This is a genomic window from Arthrobacter sp. B6 (genome assembly GCF_001663775.1).
Taxonomy (GTDB): Bacteria; Actinomycetota; Actinomycetes; order Actinomycetales; family Micrococcaceae; genus Arthrobacter.
This window is the reverse complement of the sequence record NZ_KV467169.1, coordinates 842,560-862,494: the sequence shown is the minus strand read 5'-3', so window position 1 is coordinate 862,494 and position 19,935 is coordinate 842,560. Positions and strand designations below refer to the sequence as shown.

General features: G+C 67.2%; 19 protein-coding genes. 15 read left to right on the top strand and 4 right to left on the bottom strand.

What is annotated here, in order from left to right:
- Positions 1-39: 39 nt before the first annotated feature.
- Genes alr through tsaD form a run of 5 tightly spaced genes read left to right on the top strand, consistent with a single transcriptional unit; the run spans position 40 to position 4,151 of the window.
- Positions 40-1,260 carry an alanine racemase gene (gene alr / locus AU175_RS18610; protein WP_066293113.1) on the top strand — a complete coding sequence of 407 codons (1,221 nt, stop codon included), beginning with the start codon at positions 40-42 and terminating at the stop codon, positions 1,258-1,260.
- A complete protein-coding gene (gene tsaE, locus AU175_RS18605) occupies positions 1,257-1,889 on the top strand; it encodes a tRNA (adenosine(37)-N6)-threonylcarbamoyltransferase complex ATPase subunit type 1 TsaE (protein WP_066293111.1) in 633 nt (210 codons plus the stop codon). The genes alr and tsaE overlap by 4 nt, the downstream gene beginning before the upstream one ends.
- Complete coding sequence (gene tsaB, locus AU175_RS18600) at positions 1,889-2,560, top strand: tRNA (adenosine(37)-N6)-threonylcarbamoyltransferase complex dimerization subunit type 1 TsaB (protein ID WP_066293109.1); 672 nt, start codon at positions 1,889-1,891, stop codon at positions 2,558-2,560. Before tsaE ends, tsaB begins: the two co-directional genes overlap by 1 nt.
- A gap of 44 nt (positions 2,561-2,604) precedes the next feature.
- Entirely contained in the window at positions 2,605-3,066 is a 462-nt protein-coding gene (rimI, locus tag AU175_RS18595; protein ID WP_066294476.1) for a ribosomal protein S18-alanine N-acetyltransferase, read from the top strand.
- Complete coding sequence (gene tsaD / locus AU175_RS18590; RefSeq protein ID WP_066293105.1) at positions 3,063-4,151, top strand: tRNA (adenosine(37)-N6)-threonylcarbamoyltransferase complex transferase subunit TsaD; 1,089 nt, start codon at positions 3,063-3,065, stop codon at positions 4,149-4,151. The genes rimI and tsaD overlap by 4 nt, the downstream gene beginning before the upstream one ends.
- Positions 4,152-4,220: 69 nt before the next feature.
- Here tsaD and AU175_RS18585 read toward each other — a convergent pair whose 3' ends face one another.
- Positions 4,221-5,372 (bottom strand): glutamate--cysteine ligase, encoded by a 1,152-nt coding sequence (locus tag AU175_RS18585; protein WP_066293103.1) that lies wholly within the window; start codon positions 5,370-5,372, stop codon positions 4,221-4,223.
- 150 nt (positions 5,373-5,522) lie between these two features.
- Positions 5,523-5,762, bottom strand: a complete 240-nt coding sequence (locus tag AU175_RS18580) for a hypothetical protein (RefSeq protein WP_066293101.1) — start codon at positions 5,760-5,762, stop codon at positions 5,523-5,525.
- Here AU175_RS18580 and AU175_RS18575 point away from each other — a divergent pair.
- Entirely contained in the window at positions 5,761-7,194 is a 1,434-nt protein-coding gene (locus AU175_RS18575; RefSeq protein WP_066293099.1) for a glycoside hydrolase family 3 protein, read from the top strand. The two genes, AU175_RS18580 and AU175_RS18575, sit on opposite strands and share 2 nt — an antisense overlap.
- Positions 7,195-7,283: 89 nt before the next feature.
- Positions 7,284-8,102 (top strand): shikimate 5-dehydrogenase, encoded by an 819-nt coding sequence (locus AU175_RS18570; RefSeq protein ID WP_269449496.1) that lies wholly within the window; start codon positions 7,284-7,286, stop codon positions 8,100-8,102.
- A gap of 2 nt (positions 8,103-8,104) precedes the next feature.
- Here the strand turns inward: AU175_RS18570 and AU175_RS18565 are convergent, their stop codons facing one another.
- Positions 8,105-9,331: a class I SAM-dependent methyltransferase gene (locus AU175_RS18565; RefSeq protein WP_066293091.1), complete on the bottom strand. Its 1,227-nt coding sequence runs from the start codon at positions 9,329-9,331 to the stop codon at positions 8,105-8,107.
- A 54-nt stretch (positions 9,332-9,385) separates the two neighbouring features.
- Between AU175_RS18565 and AU175_RS18560 the strand changes: the two genes are divergently transcribed.
- The 3 genes from AU175_RS18560 (at position 9,386) to groL (ending at position 11,966) form a co-directional block, all read left to right on the top strand.
- Positions 9,386-9,772: a hypothetical protein gene (locus AU175_RS18560; protein WP_066293090.1), complete on the top strand. Its 387-nt coding sequence runs from the start codon at positions 9,386-9,388 to the stop codon at positions 9,770-9,772.
- A gap of 209 nt (positions 9,773-9,981) precedes the next feature.
- Positions 9,982-10,278 carry a co-chaperone GroES gene (gene groES, locus AU175_RS18555; RefSeq protein ID WP_066293089.1) on the top strand — a complete coding sequence of 99 codons (297 nt, stop codon included), beginning with the start codon at positions 9,982-9,984 and terminating at the stop codon, positions 10,276-10,278.
- 77 nt (positions 10,279-10,355) lie between these two features.
- Positions 10,356-11,966, top strand: a complete 1,611-nt coding sequence (gene groL, locus AU175_RS18550; RefSeq protein WP_066293087.1) for a chaperonin GroEL — start codon at positions 10,356-10,358, stop codon at positions 11,964-11,966.
- A 90-nt stretch (positions 11,967-12,056) separates the two neighbouring features.
- Here groL and AU175_RS18545 read toward each other — a convergent pair whose 3' ends face one another.
- Complete coding sequence (locus AU175_RS18545; protein WP_066294473.1) at positions 12,057-12,656, bottom strand: dihydrofolate reductase family protein; 600 nt, start codon at positions 12,654-12,656, stop codon at positions 12,057-12,059.
- A gap of 59 nt (positions 12,657-12,715) precedes the next feature.
- Here AU175_RS18545 and AU175_RS18540 point away from each other — a divergent pair, with 59 nt between their 5' ends.
- The 5 genes from AU175_RS18540 to AU175_RS18520 all read left to right on the top strand — a co-directional run bounded on the left by AU175_RS18540 (position 12,716) and on the right by AU175_RS18520 (position 19,741).
- On the top strand, positions 12,716-14,239 hold the full coding sequence (locus tag AU175_RS18540; protein WP_066293084.1) for an ATP-dependent DNA ligase: 1,524 nt from the start codon (positions 12,716-12,718) through the stop codon (positions 14,237-14,239).
- 116 nt (positions 14,240-14,355) lie between these two features.
- Positions 14,356-15,993: a LuxR C-terminal-related transcriptional regulator gene (locus AU175_RS18535; protein ID WP_066293082.1), complete on the top strand. Its 1,638-nt coding sequence runs from the start codon at positions 14,356-14,358 to the stop codon at positions 15,991-15,993.
- A gap of 95 nt (positions 15,994-16,088) precedes the next feature.
- Complete coding sequence (locus AU175_RS18530) at positions 16,089-16,436, top strand: hypothetical protein (protein WP_231938652.1); 348 nt, start codon at positions 16,089-16,091, stop codon at positions 16,434-16,436.
- Positions 16,433-17,539, top strand: a complete 1,107-nt coding sequence (locus AU175_RS18525; protein ID WP_066293081.1) for a flavin-containing monooxygenase — start codon at positions 16,433-16,435, stop codon at positions 17,537-17,539. The genes AU175_RS18530 and AU175_RS18525 overlap by 4 nt, the downstream gene beginning before the upstream one ends.
- Positions 17,540-17,671: 132 nt before the next feature.
- Positions 17,672-19,741, top strand: coding sequence for an acyltransferase family protein (locus tag AU175_RS18520; protein WP_066293076.1), 2,070 nt, complete (start codon positions 17,672-17,674; stop codon positions 19,739-19,741).
- Positions 19,742-19,935 lie beyond the last annotated feature (194 nt).

Sequence of the window (19,935 nt, the reverse complement as noted above, 5' to 3'; positions counted from 1 at the left end):
GTGATTTGCGGCTGCGCCGCCCGCACTAGAATCACTAAGGTGACTTACCCCGTAGCAACAGGTGACTTCAGCGCGGCCCCAGGAGCGGATCCGCTCTACGAACGCTCCGCCGTCATCGACCTCGACGCCATCCGCCACAATGTCCGCAGGCTGGCAGCAGCGGCGTCTCCGGCGAAGATCATGGCGGTCGTGAAAGCCGATGCTTACGGGCACGGCGCGGTTCCAGTGGCCCGGGCCGCCCTTGAAGCGGGGGCCTCCTGGCTGGGCGTCGCCCACATCTCCGAAGCCCTCGCCCTCCGGACTGCGGGCATCGAGGCACCCATGCTGGCCTGGCTTCACACCACTGAGTCCAACTTCGGCGCCGCCGTGGCTGCCGGCATCGACATCGGATGCTCCGGCTGGGAGCTGGACAGGATTGTGGCCGCCGCCCGGGAACAGGAACGCCCCGCAAGGGTCCACCTCAAAGTGGACACGGGCCTGGGCCGGAACGGCGTCACCCTTGCAGGCTGGGACAACCTGGTGGGGGAGGCGCTCGAATACCAGGACCAGGGCCTCCTTCGCGTGGTGGGCATCTTTTCCCACCTGTCCGTTGCCGACGAGCCCGAACGGCCCGAAACCGACCACCAGCTGGCCGCCTTCCGTGAGGTGCTGGCCGTGGCCGAGGATGCGGGCGTCGACCCCGAGGTCCGGCACCTTGCGAACACCCCGGCCACGCTGTCCCGGCCCGACACCCACTTCGACCTCGTCCGCGTGGGACTGGGCATCTACGGCCTTTCCCCGTTCGACGGCCAGACATCCGCCGAACTCGGACTCCGCCCGGCCATGAGCCTGCGGACAATCGTGTCGCAGTGCAAGCAGGTCCCGGAGGGGCAGGGCGTTTCCTACGGCCTCCGCTACCACACCACCAGCCCCAGCACCCTGGCCCTGATCCCCGTGGGCTACGCGGACGGCGTTCCCCGCGTGGCCACGGGCGGCCCCGTCCGGGTGGCCGGCCACACTTATCCCGTCGTGGGACGGATCGCCATGGACCAGATGGTGATCGATCTCGGCGGGACGGGCCCGGCCGGTGCGGGGCTGCTGGGTGCGGAGGCGGAAGTTTTCGGCAGCGGGGCCGACGGCGGACCCACCGCTGACGACTGGGCACGCGCCGCCGGAACCAACAACTACGAGATCGTGAGTCGGATCAGTCCGCGGGTTCCGCGCCAATTCATCAACGAGGCCGCCGCTGTGCCCGGATCCGGGAAGCAGTCCGCATCATGAGCCTTCCGGATACTGACGCCGCTGCAGGAGCCGGCCCCCGGGCCAACTGGGAGCTGACGCTTAAGGTGTCGACGGCGGACCAGACCCATGAGCTCGCCGCAGCTCTGGCGCCCATGCTGGATGCCGGTGACCTGCTGGTGCTGACCGGCGAACTGGGTGCCGGAAAGACCACGTTCACCCAGGGCCTCGGGGAAGGCCTGGGGGTGCGGTCGGGCGTTATCTCTCCCACATTCGTGCTGGTCCGCATCCACCCCAACCTGCCCGACGGTCCCCGCCCCGGCGGCCCCGACCTGGTGCACGTGGACGCCTACCGGCTTGGATCGGCGTCGGAGATTGACGATATCGACCTGGAGAACACCATGGACTCAGCCGTGACGGTGGTGGAATGGGGCCGCGGCCGCGTGGAACACCTGAGCGAGAGCCGGCTCGAAATTGACTTGCACCGCTCCATCGGCCTGCCGGCAACAGAACCGCGCTCCAAGGCCGAAGCCGGCGAGGGCGAACCCGAGGTCCTGGACTTTGATACGGACGACAACGACGACGAACCGCGAACCATCGTGATGCGCGGCTTCGGTCCGCGCTGGGCGTCCCGGCCTGCCCTCGGCGGAAACATCGAAGGGACAGCCTGATGCTCATTCTTGCCATCGATACTTCCGCCGTGGCCAGCGCCGCACTGGTGTCCGATGACGCACTGGAAGGCGTGGTGGCCAGCTTCGCCACCGAAGACACCCGCAGCCACGCCGAGGTGCTGGCCCCGGGCATCGAGGACCTCCTCGCCTCGGCAGGGGTCGCGGGCCGCGACATCGACGCCATCGTCGCCGGCGTCGGCCCGGGTCCGTTCACCGGTCTGAGGTCCGGAATCGCCACGGCCCGGACATTGGCCTTCGTCTGGAACAAACCCCTCTACGGCATGATGAGCCTGGACGCCGTCGCACTGGAAGTCGCCGAATCCACTGACGCCGTGCGCGAATTCCTGGTGGTCACCGACGCACGCCGCAAAGAGGTCTACTGGGCCCGGTACAGCCTCGCGGAGGGGCAGCTGCCGCTCCTGGAAGACGGCCCGCACGTGGGCTTCGCCGCAGACCTCCCGGACCTGCCCGCCTACGGCGCCGGCGCAGGCTTGTACTCCGACGTCTTGAAAGCCAACCCCGCGTTCAGCGCCGAACAGCCCGACGCCCTGTTCCTGGGCCAGTTCGCGCTGGCCCGGCTTGCCGGCGGCGGGCAACTGCCTGACACAACGCCCCTGTACCTGCGCGAATCCGACGCCCAGGTCCCCGGACCGCGAAAGCGGGCGCTGTGAGCACCCCGGCCGTGCCCGGCGCTGACGGGGTGGTCCTGCGCGACATGACCCTGGAGGATGTGCCCACGGTCAACGCCCTGGAACAGCGGCTCTTCCCCGCCGATGCCTGGCCCCTCCACATGTTCCTCGACGAACTGTCGCAGACCGACACCCGCCGGTACCTCGTGGCCGAAGCAGCGTCCGGGATCGTGGGCTACGCCGGCCTGATGTGCATCGAGCCCATCGCGGATGTGCAAACCATCGCCGTCGTTCCCGAATTCGAAGGCCGGGGGATCGGCTCTGCCCTGCTCACCCAGCTCATCGGGGAGGCCGGACGGCGCGGTGCCCAGGACGTGCTGCTTGAGGTCCGCGCGGACAATCCGCGGGCGCAGCAGCTGTACTCACGGTTCGGGTTTGTGCAGATCCACGTCCGCCGCCGGTATTACCGCGACGGCGTGGACGCCCTGATTATGCGGCTTCAGCTCGCACCCGACGACAACCCCACGACGGAAGCAGACCAGCCATGAACCGCTCGCAGCCCCTGGTGCTGGGCATCGAATCGTCCTGCGACGAGACCGGCGTCGGAATAGTCCGCGGCACCACGCTCCTGACCAACACTGTTTCCTCGTCCATGGATGAACACGTGCGTTTCGGCGGCGTGATCCCCGAGATCGCGTCCCGGGCGCACCTGGATGCCTTTGTCCCCACGCTGCGGCAGGCCCTTGACGACGCCGGGGCGGAGCTGGCGGACGTCGACGCCATCGCCGTCACGTCGGGGCCCGGCCTCGCCGGTGCCCTGATGGTGGGCGTCTGCGCGGCGAAAGCCCTGGCCGTGGCCACTGGCAAGCCCCTGTACGCGATCAACCACCTGGTGGCCCATGTGGGCGTGGGGCTCCTCGATGGCCAGGCGGGCAGTGCCCCGCGGCTGCCGGACAACCTCGGAGCCCTGCTGGTGTCCGGCGGGCACACCGAGATCCTCAAGATCAACAGCATCACCGACGACGTCGGGCTGCTGGGCTCCACGATCGACGACGCCGCCGGCGAAGCGTACGACAAAGTGGCCCGCATCCTGGGCCTCGGCTATCCGGGCGGTCCCGTCATCGACCGGCTGGCCAAGACCGGAAACGCCAAGGCCATCCGCTTTCCCCGCGGCCTCACCCAGCCCAAATACATGGGGACCGCCGAAGAACCTGGCCCGCACCGCTATGACTGGTCATTCAGCGGCCTGAAAACCGCGGTGGCCCGGTGCGTTGAGCAGTTCGAGGCCCGCGGCGAGGACGTGCCGGTGGCAGACATCGCTGCCGGCTTCCAGGAAGCCGCTGTGGATGTCATCACCTCGAAGGCCGTGCTGGCCTGCCGTGAGAATGGAATCAAGGACCTCCTGCTGGGCGGAGGCGTGGCGGCCAATTCCAGGTTGCGGGAGCTGACCGGCCAGCGCTGCGCGTCAGCCGGCATCACCCTCCACGTTCCGCCGCTGGACCTCTGCACGGACAACGGTGCGATGGTGGCAGCCCTGGGTGCCCGGCTGGTCATGGCCGGAGTGGCGCCCAGCGGTATCCGCTTCGCGCCGGACTCCTCCATGCCGGTCACGTCGGTCTCGCTCCCCGCCTGATCCCCCCGTTGCTCTTAACTTGTGGTCCCCAACAGGATGTTTGGGGACCACGTCCTTTAGAGCAACCAGCTATGCGGTGGGGCCGTTGCGCATCTGCTTGACGAGGTCCAACACCACTGCCTGCAGGTTCCCGCCGTGCTCGGCGGCCACGCGGCGCTGGCGCTGGTAGCCGGCCCCGCGGCTGATGATCTTTTCGACGTCGGCGAGCTCGTCCGGGCAGCCAAGCTTCGCCGCCACGGGTTCCAGCCGGTTCAGGGTCTCCAGGAGGTGGTCCGTGACCAGCTGCTCCCTGCCTTTGGCGTCGAGGATGATGATGGCCTCCATACCGTAGCGGGCGGCACGCCATTTGTTCTCCTGGACGTGCCACGGCGGCATGGTGGGGATGGTCTCGCCGTTGTCCAGCGTGGTGGAGAACTCGTCCACGAGACACTGGGTGAGGGCGGCGATGGCGCCCACTTCCTCCAGCGTGGCCAGGCCGTCGCAAATGCGCATCTCGATGGTGCCCAGGTTGGGAACCGGGCGGATGTCCCAGCGGATTTCGGAGAGGGTGTCGATCACGCCGGTGGTGAACATGTCCTGAACGTAGGACTCGTATTCCTCCCAGGACGGGAACTGGAACGGCAGGCCGGCCGTGGGCAGCTGCTGGAACATCAGGGCCCGCTGCGACGCGTAGCCGGTGTCCTCCCCGCCCCAGAAAGGGCTCGACGCCGAGAGCGCCTGGAAGTGCGGGAAATAGTTGACCAGGCCGTCCAGCACGGGAAGGGCCTTTTCGCGCCGGTCCAGGCCCACATGGACGTGCACGCCGTAGATGACCATCTGCCGGCCCCACCACTGCGTGCGGTCGATCAGCTTGGCGTAACGGGCCTTGTCCGTGACGGGCTGCAGCTGGGGCGGGCTGAACGGGTGGCTCCCGGCGCAGAAGGCTTCCACGCCCATGGGGTCCGTGACTTCGCGGACGGCGGCGAGGGACCTGCTGAGGTCTTCCTTGGCTTCGGCGGCGGTCTGGCAGATGCCGGTGACAAGTTCCACGGTGTTCAGCAGGAGTTCCTGCTTGATGTGGGGGTGTTCGTCGTCCTCGTTCAGTTCAGGGTGCTTGGCGGCGACGCCCCGGAGGACCTCGTTGGCCACGGAGGCGAGCTCCCCGGTTTGGCCGTCCACGAGCGCCAGCTCCCACTCCACACCAAGAGTTGATTGCCTCGATGAAGCGAAATCAATCTTCATGCGTTCCCCTAACTGTTCCGTTGTCCCTGGCGCGCCGCTCCCGGCAGGCTGCCCTGGCAGGCGGCGGCCGGCAGGCGAACGGGTGGTTCAAGTCTAGTGCAGGGGGAGCATCGTATTGATGGCCATGTTCCCGCGGACCCGTGACAGTTTTCACAAAACCACCCTCGCTTTGGCAGCGGCGGCTACCCTCGCCGCCTGCACTGGAGTCCCGGCTCCGGCGCCCACGCCGTCCGCCCGGACCTCCACTCCCAGCACGCAGCCGTCCGCATCCGAACGGACGACGCCGGCACCGCCGTCGCCCTCTGCCTCACCGGACCACGGGGCCAGGCCGCTTGGCTGGGGACCCCAGCAGCGCGACAGGGACGCGGCCGTGGCAGCGGTGGCCGCCATGACACCGGAGCAGAAAGCCGGCCAGGTCCTGATGCCCTTCTTCACCGGCCCCGACGCTGAGGCGCACGCCGCCACCATCGAGCGCCTCCACCTGGCGGGCTCGATCATCATGGGGGACAACGTTCCCGTGGACGCCGGGAAGCGGGTGGATCCCGCGGCCATGGCAGCCACCACCGCACGCCTTGCCCAGGCAGCCCGCGCGGACGGCCGGACGTGGCCCGGCCTCATCGGCGTGGACCAGGAGGGCGGCATGGTGTCCCGGCTGGGTGCCCCCCTGACTGAATGGCCTGCGCCCATGAGCTACGGCGCCTCGGGCAACGCGGCGCTCACGAAGGACGCCGGCCGTGCCGTGGCCTCCGAGCTCGCGCCGCTGGGCTTCAACGTGGACTTCGCACCGGACACGGACGTCACCATCGGCCCTGCGGATCCCACCATCGGCGCCCGCTCCATGTCCGGAGACCCCGACACGGCAGGATCGCTGGGCGTGGCTTTCTCCCAAGGGATGCAGGAGGCAGGCGTCCTGCCGGCCGTAAAGCACTTCCCTGGGCACGGCTCGGTCACCGTGGACTCCCACCAGGACCTGCCGGTGCAGCCCGCGGGAGTCGCCGAACTTGAGGCCCGCGACTGGAAGCCCTTCCGGGCTGCCATCGCCGCCGGCGTCCCCATGGTCATGACCGGGCACATCGCCGTACCGGCGCTGGAACCCGGCGTGCCGGCGTCGCTGTCCGCACCCACCTACGCTGCGCTGCGGGGCATGGGCTTCAACGGGGTAGCCGTGACGGACGCCCTGAACATGGGTGCGGTCCAGAAGCAGTATCCGGACGGCTCAGCTGCCGTTGCGGCGCTCGCCGCCGGAGCGGACCTGCTGCTGATGCCCACGGACGTGAGGCAGGCCCACGCGGCCATCGTCAGTGCCGTGGCCGGCGGACGCCTGCCGGCCGCACGCCTGGACGAGGCCGCCCAGCGGGTCGCCACGATGATGATCTGGCGCGGCAGGACTCCTGCGCCCCCTGGAGCGGCTCCCGGAAGCGGCGGGGACATCTCGGCCAGGGTCTCAGCTGCCGCGGTCACTGTGCTGTCCGGACCATGCAACGGGACGCTCGTCTCCGGCAGCGTCCAGGTGGCCGGCGGCTCCCCGGAGGACAGGGCGCGGTTCGAGGCTGCCGCCGCAAAGGCCGGGCTGGCTACCGGCGCAGGGCCGGTGGTCAACCTCATCGGCTACGGTGGCGCTCCGGCAGCAGGGGACATCGCTGTGTCGCTTGACGCGCCCTGGCCGCTGCGGGACTCCGCTGCGCCGGTCAGGGTGGCGTTGTACGGGCGGAGCCAGGGCGCCTTCGACGCGCTTGCAGCCGTGCTGGCTGGCCAGGCGACGGCCCCTGGGAAGCTGCCCGCCGCCGTCGGAAGCTTCCCCGCGGGCACCGGCTGCCCGTAACCCCAACCAGGTAGCAGCAGATGTCGTTATGAACGCCCATAACAGCATCTGCTGCGACCTAGTTGGGCGGGAGCGCGTTTAATGGACCGGTGCCCATTCTTAATAAAGACATGACCCTCTGCATCTCGCTGTCGGCGCGGCCCAGCAACAACGGGACCCGCTTCCACAACTACCTCTACGACCAGCTGGGCCTGAACTGGATCTACAAGGCCTTCGCCCCCACCGACCTTGCCCAGGCCATTGCCGGCGTCCGGGGCCTGGGAATCCGCGGCTGCGCGGTGTCCATGCCGTACAAGGAGGACGTGATCGCGCTCGTGGACGAGATGGACTCCTCGGCCAAGGCCATCGACTCCGTCAACACGATCGTCAATACGGACGGCCACCTCAAGGCCTACAACACGGACTACACGGCCATTGAACAGCTGCTCAAAAGCAACGCGGTGCCCGTGGGATATTCGGTCGTGGTGCAGGGTGCCGGCGGGATGGCGAAAGCCACCGTTGCCGCCCTCCGCGACGCCGGCTTCACGGACGTCACCGTCATTGCGCGCAACGAGGATGCCGGACGGTCCCTCGCGGACCAGTACGGGTTCGGTTGGCGGTCAGCGCTCGACGGCGGCACGGCCGACCTGATCGTCAACGTCACCCCGATCGGTATGCAGGGCGGTCCGGAGGCCGATTCCCTGGCCTTCCCGGAAGAGGCCATTGCCGCAGCCAAAACGGTGTTCGACGTTGTGGCACTGCCCGCCGAGACGCCGCTGATCAAGGCGGCACGCGTTGCCGGGAAGCCTGTGATCACGGGCGCCGAAGTGGCCACCATCCAGGCACTGGAGCAGTTTGTGCTGTATACGGGGGTCCGTCCCAGCGACGAGCAGATCAGGGCCGCGGAGGAATTTACGCGAGCCCAGTAGCGTCAGACCGGTTCCACCACGATGGCCACCCGATCCTCCCCGATGCGGGTGAGGACCAGGGTGGCTGTTTTGTTTCCGGCCTTCCTGCCGGCTTTGCCCCCGGCAAGAAGCTGCTTCCGCAGTTCTTCCGGGGTGACGGACGTGCCGCGCTTTTTGATGTCCAGCACGCCGATTCCGTTGTCCTTGACCCAGGCCTTGAGTGCCTTGACGTTGTACGGCATGACGTCCAGGACCCTGTAGGCCCTGGCGTAGGGCGTGTCCACGAGTTCGGGCGCGCAGATGTAGGCGATGTGCTCGTCCACCAGGTGCCCGCCCAGTTGAAGGGCGACGTCGGCCACCAGTCCCGCGCGGATTACGGCGCCGTCAGGTTCGTACAGGTAGCCCTCTGCCGCGCCCACCGGCGCGGCCGGACCGCCGTCGAAATCCTCAGCGCTGGTGATTTCGGCGGCCCCCTGCGGGCCCAGGAGCAGTGCTGCCCTGCGGATCCCTGGCCTGCGCACCGCGTTGAACCACAGCGTCACTTCGGTGACGTCGCCGCCCACGGAGACCCACTGCGCCTCACAGTCCGCCGGCACCGATTCATGTGGCATGCCCGGGCCCATTTTGACGCCTACTGCACGGCCGGACGCCGCAAGCGACTCCACGAAGGACAGGGGCGGCGAGAAGGCTTCAGGATCCCAGATCCGCTTCGTCCCGGAAGTCGAGGTGACGCGGCGTGCCGGATCCAGCCAGACGCCGTCGATTCCGTCCAGGGGGACTGACATCGCATCGGAGTGCACCACGGTGGCGTTGGGAAACGGGATGAGGTTCACCGTGGCGCAGGCGGCGGTGGTCTCGTCCATCTCCACCGCCGTGACCGTGATGTCCATCGAGGCAAGTGCCAGGGAATCCGCGGCCAGCCCGCAGCCCAGGTCGGCAACGTGGCTGATGCCGGCCTGCGCAAAACGTTCGGCGTGCCGGGCGGCAACGTTCAGGCGGGTGGCCTGCTCCAGCCCGGCCTGCGTGAAGAGCATGCTCCGGGCAAATTCGCCGAACTTCAGTTCGGCCTTGGTCCGGAGCCGGGACTGGGTGAGGACCGCGGACACCAGGGCGGGGGAGTGGCCGGCCTTGCGGAGCGTTGAATTCAGTTCGAACGAGGTGTCCTCGCGGTAGGGGCCAAGGGACGCCAGCAGGTCCCAGCCTTCGCTCGTGAGCAATGGGGCGATCTGGTCCTGCGGTGCTTGAGCCATGGGTTCAAGCGTAGTGGAGGAGCGCCACGGCGGGATGCCGATAGGGTTGATGGCATGGAAGACAGCGCAGGCCTACAGCCGTCCGAACAGCCACATCCAAGCGACCCGGGCCTGGTGAAATTCGCCCGCCCCGCTCTGATAGCGGGAGTTGCTGTGGCGGTGGTCTGCACCGCGCTGCTGGTGATCATCTTCTTCCTGGATACCTTCAACGCGACGGTGTACTCAGTGGGCGGCAACGACATCCAGGACGCCACCGACGAGGCACGCGAGATCAGGGACCTCTATTCCGGTGCCAGGCTTGGCGGCGTTATCCTCCTGGTGATCTCCCTGCTGGCCGCAGTAGCCGGCGCCGTCGTCCTGTACCTTCGGCGGGGCAACGGCGGCGATGCGGGCAATGAGGGCGACGAAGACGTCGATTTCGACGACCTCGCCGGGCGCTGAGCCTGTTCACCCGAGGCAAAATTCTGGCACTCGCCTTGACCGAGTGCTAACCCCTTACATAGAGTCATCATTAGCACTCTCCCTAGGAGGGTGCTAATACATGAAGAGCTGCCAGCCAGGCTGCTGCCGGCACCGCGACGACGGTTTGCCAGCCACGGCGAAGCAGCTCTCCAGTCCATGAATTTGCTGACGTAGAAGGAGAGGTCCGAGTGTCGGTCTCTATTAAGCCTCTTGAGGATCGTATTGTTGTCCGCCCGCTCGAAGCCGAGCAGACCACGGCTTCCGGCCTGGTTATCCCGGACTCCGCGCAGGAGAAGCCGCAGGAAGGCGAAGTTGTCGCAGTAGGCCCCGGCCGCTTTGACGACAACGGCAACCGCGTTCCCCTGGACGTTACTGAAGGCGATGTCGTTATCTACTCGAAGTACGGCGGAACCGAAGTCAAGCACAGCGGCACCGAGTACCTCGTGCTGTCCGCCCGCGACGTCCTGGCGATCGTCGTAAAGTAACTCTTTGGATCCCCGTGCCGCTGATCATGCATTCCGCTGGTCAGCTGCGCGGGGTTCTGTCTTGAAAGGACACAACCATGGCAAAGCAGCTTGCGTTTAACGACGCTGCGCGCCGGTCTCTTGAAGCCGGCATCGACAAGCTCGCCAACACTGTCAAGGTGACGCTCGGCCCCCGCGGCCGCAACGTTGTCCTCGACAAAAAGTGGGGAGCACCCACCATCACCAACGACGGCGTCACCATTGCCCGCGAAGTTGAGCTGGATGACCCGTACGAGAACCTTGGCGCCCAACTGGCCAAGGAAGTAGCCACCAAGACCAACGATGTTGCCGGCGACGGCACCACCACCGCCACGGTGCTGGCACAGGCCCTGGTCAAGGAGGGCCTGCGCAACGTTGCTGCCGGCGCTGCTCCCGGCCAGATCAAGCGTGGCATCGAAGTTTCCGTCGAAGCCGTTGCAGCCCGCCTGCTGGAGAACGCCCGCCCCGTTGAAGGCACCCAGGTTGCCAGCGTTGCAGCCATCTCGGCGCAGAGCGATGAGATCGGCGAGCTCCTGGCCGAGGCCTTCGGCAAGGTCGGCAAGGATGGTGTCATCACCATCGAAGAATCCTCCACCACCCAGACCGAGCTGGTCCTCACCGAGGGCATGCAGTTCGACAAGGGCTACCTGTCCCCGTACTTCGTCACCGACGCAGAACGCCAGGAAGCCGTCCTCGAAGACGCCCTCATCCTGATCAACCAGGGCAAGATTTCCTCGGTCCAGGACTTCCTGCCGCTGCTGGAAAAGGCGCTGCAGAGCTCCAAGCCGCTGTTCATCATTGCTGAAGACGTTGAAGGCGAAGCACTCTCCACGCTGATCGTCAACCGTATCCGCGGCACCCTGAACGTGGTTGCCGTCAAGGCCCCGGGTTTCGGCGACCGCCGCAAGGCCATGCTGCAGGACATCGCCACCCTCACCGGTGCGCAGGTTGTTTCCCCGGAGCTGGGCCTCAGCCTGGACACCGTTGGCCTTGAGGTGCTGGGCACTGCCCGCCGCATCACGGTCACCAAGGACAACACCACCATCGTTGACGGCGCCGGTTCCGCAGAAGACGTCGCAGCCCGGGTTTCCCAGCTGCGCGCCGAGCTGACCCGCACTGACTCCGACTGGGACAAGGAAAAGCTCCAGGAGCGCCTGGCCAAGCTGGCCGGCGGCATCGGCGTGATCAAGGTTGGCGCAGCCACCGAGGTTGAGCTGAAGGAAAAGAAGCACCGCATCGAGGACGCAGTGTCCTCCACCCGCGCCGCCCTCGAAGAAGGCATCGTGGCCGGTGGCGGTTCCGCGCTGATCCACGCCCTGAAGGCACTCGACGAGGACCCCGCAGTCAAGGCCCTCGACGGCGACGCCGCAGCCGCGGTGGGCATCGTCCGGCGCGCCCTGGTCCAGCCGCTGCGCTGGATCGCCCAGAACGCGGGCTTCGACGGTTACGTTGTCACGGCCAAGGTTGCAGAGCTCGAAACCAACAACGGTTTCAACGCCAAGTCAGGCGTGTACGAGGACCTGATCGGCGCCGGTGTCATCGACCCCGTCAAGGTCACCCGTGCAGCACTGCGCAACGCAGCGTCCATCGCCGCGCTGGTCCTCACCACCGAGACCCTCGTGGTGGAGAAGCCCGCTGAAGAGGACGAGCACGCAGGGCACAGCCACTAGCCTGCAAGTCACCGCACAAAAACCGGCCCAGCATCCGCTGGGCCGGTTTTTTGTACTTCCTTGGACGAGGCGGACGGGCCGGTTCTTGCCCTACGTCGTCATCTCCTGCGTCTCGACATCGCCCGCACGCTCGTAGACCAGCGACACCGCTCCCTTCGGAAACGTTCGCGCCGGCTCGGCGAGCCGGAAGGAAACGGGGACAGTCCCGGCGTCGAAGAGGCGCTTGCCCTGCCCGAGGGTGATCGGATAGAGCCAGAAGTGGAGGCGGTCGATCACATCTGCCGCCAGCAGTGAACGGATCAGGACGCCGCTGCCGAACATGTGGACCTGGTCGTACTCTTCCCGGAGCCGGCCCGCGGCCGCGGCATCCGGCAGCACCGTGGTGCCTTCCCAGCTCGGCGCAGTCAAGGTGCTGGAAACGACGAACTTGGGCACGCGGTTGAGCCTGCCACCGATGTCGTCAGACTGGTGGGGCCAGTAAGCGGCGAAGATGTCGTAGGTTTTCCGGCCGAGGAGCAGGGCGTCGATGCGTTCGATCTCGGCGCCGATGGCCGCGCCGGCCTCGTCATCGGACACTGGCGCCTGCCAGCCACCGTAAGCGAATCCGCCCTCGGGGTCCTCCTCGCGGCCGCCCGGCGCCTGATAGACGCCATCAAGGGTAAGGAAAAGGTTCGCGACGATGATTCCCATGCGTACAGTCTGGAACTGCGTTCCGGTGCTGTCCAGAGCCCGCATGGCAGACTGGTGCCATGCTGCTCGACGAGCTCGTGAGGACCTCGGATGCCGTCGCGTCGACCCGTTCACGGCTCGCGAAGGTCGATGCCCTGGCAGACCTGCTGCGCAGGCTCGAGCCTGCGGAGATTGCGACGGCGGTGGGCCTTCTCATCGCCAAGCCGCGGCAGGGCCGGGTAGGGATCGGCTGGCGCGGCATGTCAGCGGCCATGGGCGAGCCGGCCGCCGAGCCGAGCCTTACCGTCGCCGACCTCGATGCTGCGCTGGACCGGCTGCTCGTCACGGCAGGGGCTGGATCGGCCGCCCAACGCGGGGCAACACTCCGGACGCTCACGGCGGCAGCCACCGAGCACGAACAGGCGTTTATCGCAGGCGTGCTGCTCGGTGAACTGCGCACCGGTGCCCTTGAGGGGGTACTGACGGACGCGGTCGCCCGCGCAGCCGATCGGCCCGTCGATGCCGTACGCCGCGCGGCGATGCTTTCCGGTGACCTCGGCGGGACCGCGCTGCTGGCCATCACAGGTACGGCAGCCGAGCTTGACGCCGTCGGCCTCGTCGTCGGCCGTCCCGTGCAGCCGATGCTCGCCGCCACCGCCGCCAGCGCTGCCGCGGCGCTGGAAGTCACGGGGGAGGCCTCCGTGGAATACAAGCTCGACGGCGCGCGCATCCAGGTGCACCGCGCCGGCGGCGAGGTGCGCATCTATACACGCAATCTCGCCGAAGTGACCCACCGGTTGCCCGAGGTGGTGGACGTGGTGCGCGGACTGCCGGTGCACGATGTGATCCTCGACGGCGAAACCCTCGCCCTCGACGAGGACGGCGGCCCGCGGCCGTTCCAGCAGACCATGTCGCGCTTCGGAGCGGACGCCGCGCGCAGCACGGTGCTGCATCCGTGGTTTTTCGACGTGCTGCACATCGACGGACGCGACCTGCTCGAGGAGCCGCTGTCCACGCGCATCGCGGTGCTTGAGAGAATCGCGCCGGGCTACCGGATCCCGGGGGAAGTCACGGCAGATGCTGCTGTTGCTGAGAGAGTGTCCCGTGAAGCGCTCGCTGCGGGCCATGAGGGCGTGGTGGTAAAGGCCGTCGGATCCGCCTATGCGGCCGGCCGGCGCGGTTCAAACTGGATCAAGGTGAAGCCTGTGCTCACTTACGACCTGGTGGTCCTCGCCTGCGAATGGGGTTCGGGACGGCGCACCGGGCTGCTCTCGAACCTGCACCTCGGAGCCCTGGACACCACCGGCGAGTTCGGCGAACCCGGCGGCTACGTGATGGTGGGAAAGACATTCAAAGGCCTTACTGACGAGCTGCTGCGCTGGCAGACCGAAAGGTTCCAGGAGCTGGAGGTGCGGCGCACGGCGGGTACCGTATGGGTGGAGCCCGTGACCGTCGTCGAAATCGCCATCGACGGCGTGCAGCAGTCCTCGCGTTATCCGGGCGGAATCGCGCTGCGGTTCGCACGGGTCAAGCGCTACCGCAACGACAAGACGGCTTTGGAAGCCGATACCATCCAGACGCTGCGTACGCTGCTGCGTTCCTAGCACCTTCGGCCCGCTTGTGCCGGTTCTCCAGCGGGCGTACCGTGGCGCTTAACTGCCGCCGGGCCCAGCATGCGGCGGACAGGCAGGGTGGGGGTTGGTATCCGAACGGAGGCCAGATGACAGCTGAGACGGGAATTGACCAAGGCCGGTCGGCGTTCCGCGAGCACCGCTGGACCGATGCCTTCGAGAGCTTCCGTGATGCCGACCAGAAGGGCGGACTGCCGGCGCCGGACCTTGACCGGCTCGCCATCGCCGAAATCCTGACCGGCAACACGACGGCCGGCCTGGACACCCTCACCCGCGCCCACGAGGAGTACCTGGTTGTAGGCGACGTCGCCGGCGCCGCCCGGTGTGCCGGCTGGATGGGGATGCAGCTGATGAACCTGGGCGAGGCGGCACGGGCAGGGGGGTGGTTCGCCCGCGGCCAGAGGCTGGTGGATGAATTGGCCGAGCCTGACGCAGTGCAAGGCCTGCTGCTCCTCCCCACCGGCCTGGGCAAGCTCTACGGCGGTGATCCGGCAGGGGCCCTGCAGGTCTTCTCCCGGGCTGCGGAGTTCGGCCGAAGATTCCAGGACAAAGACGTGTCCGCCCTGGCCCTCCTCGGCACGGGCCAGGCGACCCTGATGCTCGGGCACCCCGACGAGGGACTGCGGATGTTCGACGAGGTCATGGTGGCCGTGACGGCGGGAGAACTATCCCCGATCCCTTCTGGAATCATCTACTGCGCAGTTATTGGCAACTGCCACTTGGCCTTTGACCTGGAGCGCGCGCTGCAATGGACGACGGCACTGGACCGTTGGTGCAACGCCCGCCCTGACATGGTGGCCTTCAGCGGGCAGTGCCAGTCACACCGCGCCGAGATCTTCCGGCTGCACGGAGCCTGGGCCGAAGCGATGGAGGCTGCGGCCGCGGCGCAAGGACGTACCACCCGGGGCGACCCCCAGGCGCTGTATGGCGGCTACTACCAGCAGGGCGAAGTGCAGCGGCTCACCGGAAAGCTCGATGCCGCCGAAGCTTCCTACCGTCAGGCAGCACGCAGCGGGTATGAGCCACAGCCCGGACTTGCCCTCCTCCTGTTGGCACGCGGAGACGGGCAGCAGGCGCAGTCAATGATCCGCAGGGCCGCCGGAGTAGCGGACGTCGCTACCCGCCGGAATCTTTTGCCGGCACTCGTGGAGATCGAACTTGCAGTGTCTGACCTGGCGGCGGCGCGGCAGGGCGCCGACGAGCTGGAGGCCTTTGCCCGCGAATGCCCCATGCCCATGGTCCGTGCGGTTGCCGGGCAGGCCGACGGCGCGGTCCGGCTCGCTGAGGGAGACCCGGCGGGTGCCTCCCAAGCCGTGCGGCAGGCCTGCAACCTGTGGCTGGAACTAGGTGTGCCCTACGAGGCCGCGCGCTGCCGGGTCCTGATCGGGCGGGCGTGCCGCGCCCTGGGCGATGAACCTTCGGCGCTGATGGACTTCGAGGCCGCACAGGCGGAGTTCCTGGAACTGGGCGCAGCGCCGGCCGCCGCCTGGGCGGCGTCGCTCATGCGGGAAGGCTCCGACGACGGTGCCAAGGGTCCGCTGTCCCCACGGGAAACGGAAGTGCTTCGGCTCGTTGCCTCCGGAAAGGGCAACCGGGCGATAGCCGCTGAGCTCTATCTCAGTGAAAAAACGGTTGCCCGGCACATCAGCAACATCTTCCTGAAGCTTGGCCTTTCCTCCCGCGCGGCAGCCACGAGGTATGCGTTCGAGCACGGGCTCGCAGGATAAGGGTCGGACTGCACAAAACTACCCATACCGCCCCTGGGCAGAGTTGCATGTTTTGGCCGACGCGGACCGGTTGGCCCCGACCGTAGCCTCAAAGCATGAACCTTCCAGTCCTTGCCGGCACCCTCTCCACGGTGCTGTTTGCCTTGGGAATGCTGCCGATGCTCGTGAAAGCGGCACGCACGCGGGACCTGGCCTCCTACAGCCTGGGGAACCTGGTGCTGAGCAACGTGGCCAATGCCGTTCACTCCATCTACGTCTTCAACCTGCCTGCAGGCCCCATCTGGGCGCTTCACCTGGCCTACGTCCTGGCGTCCGCCCTGATGCTGGCCTGGTGGCTGCGGTACAGGGAAACGGGACGGGAAATGACTGGCGGCAGTGTGGCAGGCCGGCCGGAAGGATCAGCCATGGGTATTTCCGTAAGCGAAAAGGGAGAACAGTCATGAACAACAACGACGTGACCGGCACGCTGGACACGATGATCATCGGCGGCGGGCAAGCCGGCCTTGCCCTGGGCTATTACCTGAAAGAACAAAACCGGAAGTTCCTGATCCTGGATGAGAACCCCAGGACGGGCGACGCCTGGCGGCAGCGCTGGGATTCGCTCCGGGTATTTACCCCCGCCAAATATGACGGACTGCCAGGCGCACCCTTCCCGGCAGATCCGCTGGCCTTTCCTACCAAGGACGACGTGGCCGGATACCTGGAAGGCTACGCCGCACGGTTCGGCCTGCCCGTCCTCCACGGTGCCCGCATCGAACGTTTGTGGCGGGATGGCGACCACTTCGTCGCCACCGCCAACGGCCGCCGCTGGGAGGCGCGCAGCGCCGTCGTCGCCACCGGATGCAGCCAGGCACCCAAGGTGCCAGGCTTTGCCACGGACCTGGCGCCTTCCATTGTCCAGCTCCATTCCAGTGACTACCGGAACCCCGGGCAGCTGCAGGAAGGTCCGGTCCTGGTGGTCGGGCTGGGGAACTCGGGCGCGGAGATCGGCTTCGAGGTGTGCCGGACACATCCCACGATCGTGGCGGGCAAGCCCGGAGGGGAGATCCCGGTGAAGCATGGCCGGACCGCGGCACGCTACTTCCTGCCCATAGTGCGGTTCGTTGGCCTGCACGTCCTTACGCTGAACACACCGATCGGACGCAAAGCGGCGCCGACCTTCAAAGCGCACGCCGCCCCGCTCATCCGGACAAAGTCCAAGGACCTTGCCGCAGCAGGCGTCCGCCTCGTGCCTCGTGTCGCCGGCGTGGAGAACGGGCTGCCTGTCCTCGCGGACGGGACCCGGCTGGAGGTGTCGAACGTGATCTGGTGCACCGGCTTCAAGGATGACTTCGGCTGGATCGATCCGGACCTCCTCGACGACGGCGGGCTGCCCCGGCAGGAACGCGGAGTTGCACTTGATTCGCCCGGACTGTTCTTCCTGGGGCAGGAATTTATGTTCGCGGCAGCATCGGCCACGCTGCCGGGTGCCAGCCGCGATGCCCGCTACCTTGCCCGGCGCATCCCCGTTTCCGTCAGCCGCGAATCCGCCGCATCTTCGACCTGAGCCGCAGGGACAGGCCGCGGGCAGCAGCGGGAATCCCGCCGCCGGCAACGGCGGCGGACCCGCCCTGATTCGTCATCGAAACTGCGGATCGGTAAGATTGACGCTTTGGTTGCCCGCTGCGAGAGGTCTTTTGTGTCGATTGCGAGTACCGCGCCCGCTCCCGGTGGTGCCGGCGAACCCGCACCTCAGGGTCGGACTGCAACCTTCCGGCCCGAAGTCCAGGGTCTTCGGGCGCTCGCAGTCCTCATGGTGGTGACCTACCACGTCTGGCTGGGCCGGGTCTCCGGTGGAGTGGATATCTTCCTGCTGATCTCCGCATTCCTGCTGACGCTCTCCTTCGTGCGCAAGGTCGAAGCGGGTAAGCCGCTGAACCTCATCCGGCACTGGCTGCACCTCTTCAAGCGGCTGCTGCCCGCCGCCGTCGTGGTTCTTCTCGGCATCCTGGCCTGCACCTGGCTCATCCTGCCGCAAAGCCGCTGGCCCGACGTCCTCGACCAGGCCTGGGCCAGCCTGCTCTACCGGCAGAACTGGCTCCTGGCCGATACCGCCGTCGACTACTACGCCCAGGACCACGCCGGTGCCAGCCCGCTGCAGCACTTCTGGTCGCTGTCCATCCAGGGCCAGGTCTTCATCCTCTGGCCGCTGGTGTTCGCCGGCTCCGCACTGGTGTGGCAGTGGCTTCGGCGCCGGGGCAAGGCCAGTTACCGCCTTGTCCTGATGGCAGCTTTCTCCGCGATTTTCCTGGCATCACTGGCCTTCTCGATCGAGCAGACAGCCACCAACCAGGCCTACGCCTACTTCGACACCCGGACCCGGCTGTGGGAATTTGCCCTGGGGTCGCTCCTGGCACTGGTGTTGCCGTACGTGAAGCCCGGCAAAGCGCTTCGCCTTGTGCTGGGCTGGGCCGGCCTTACCGCGATGGTGTCCTGCGGCCTGGTGCTCACCGTGGACCGTTCGTTCCCGGGCTTCATCGCCCTGTGGCCGACCCTCGCCGCAGCAGCCATCGTCATTGCGGGCCAGAGCGGAAGCCGGTTCGGCGTGGACCGGCTCCTGAGCTGGAAACCGCTCGTTGCCCTGGGCGATAATTCCTATGCCCTGTACCTGTGGCACTGGCCGGTGCTGGTCCTGGCGCTGGCTGCCACCGGGATCGAGGCGCCCGGGCTCGGCCAGGGCCTCGCCGTTGTGGCGGCGTCCACCATCCTTGCCGTGCTGACCACCCGTTTTGTGGAGAAGCCGCTGCGCGAGTGGCACTGGCCGCAGAAACGGTCCTGGCGCACCGCCGTCGTCATTGCCGCCTGCTGCGGGGTGCTCGCAGGACCTGTCGCCGTGTGGCAGACCACGCTCACGGCGGAAGAGGCCGCCGCGGCCGCGCAGCCGCGGGAACTGACGCCGGGAGCCGCCTCGCTCGCGCCGGAGAACGCAGGCAAGCCCACACCGGAAGCCCGGATCATCCCGGCACCGGCTGCGATGAAGGACGAGTGGGCGGACATCGACGGCCTCTGCACCGATGCCAACGTGCCCTCTGACCCCCTGCTGGCCGGATGCCTCCAGAACACGAAGCCGGAGACGGTGACCAAGCGGATCGTGGTGCTGGGCGATTCCCATGCGCAGCAGTACATGGCTGCACTGGGCCCGATCGCCAAGGAGCACGGCTGGGAAGTCGTGACGCTGCTCAAGGGCAGCTGCCGCTTCGGCGCTGAATCGCCCGACCGGAACGCGGAATGCAACGCGTTCAACAAGGCCAGCGCAGCCTACGTTATGGAGCACCGGCCGGACGCGGTGTTCACCGTCGCCTCGCTGACGCACGCAGAGGCACCGTTCGAAACCGAAGTACCCGGCTACCTCGACGGCATCCGTCCCTTCACGGAGGCGGGGATGGACGTGGTGGGGGTCCGGGACAACCCGCGGTTCAGCATCAACATGCCGGAGTGCGTCCAGAAACACGGCCCGGACGCTCCGGAATGCAACGCGCCGCTCAACGAGTCCCTCGCCGAGTCGTCGCCGCTGGACAGCTACCGCGGCCAGGTGGACGGGCTCCACCTGATGGACCTGAGCGATTTTATCTGCGCCGGCGGCACCTGCCCGGCCGTGGTGGGGAACATCTATGTCTACAAAGACGACAACCACCTCACCAAAACCTACGTTCAGAGCATGATCCCCATGTTTGAGGAACGGCTCCTGGCGGCCACCGGCTGGACCTGACAATTCCTCCGGCCCAGCGCGGATGCCGGGTGCCTTTGCTCACATTGCCGTCCCGGAATAGGGGGATCGGCGCCGAGGTTCTAATATTTAGTCAACACTTTCTGCACTGAACCCGTGTACCAAGTACCCCGCACCGCAACCCATGCACGGACCAGTCCCGTAATGACGGGCTGGTCATCAGCTGCAACCCCTAC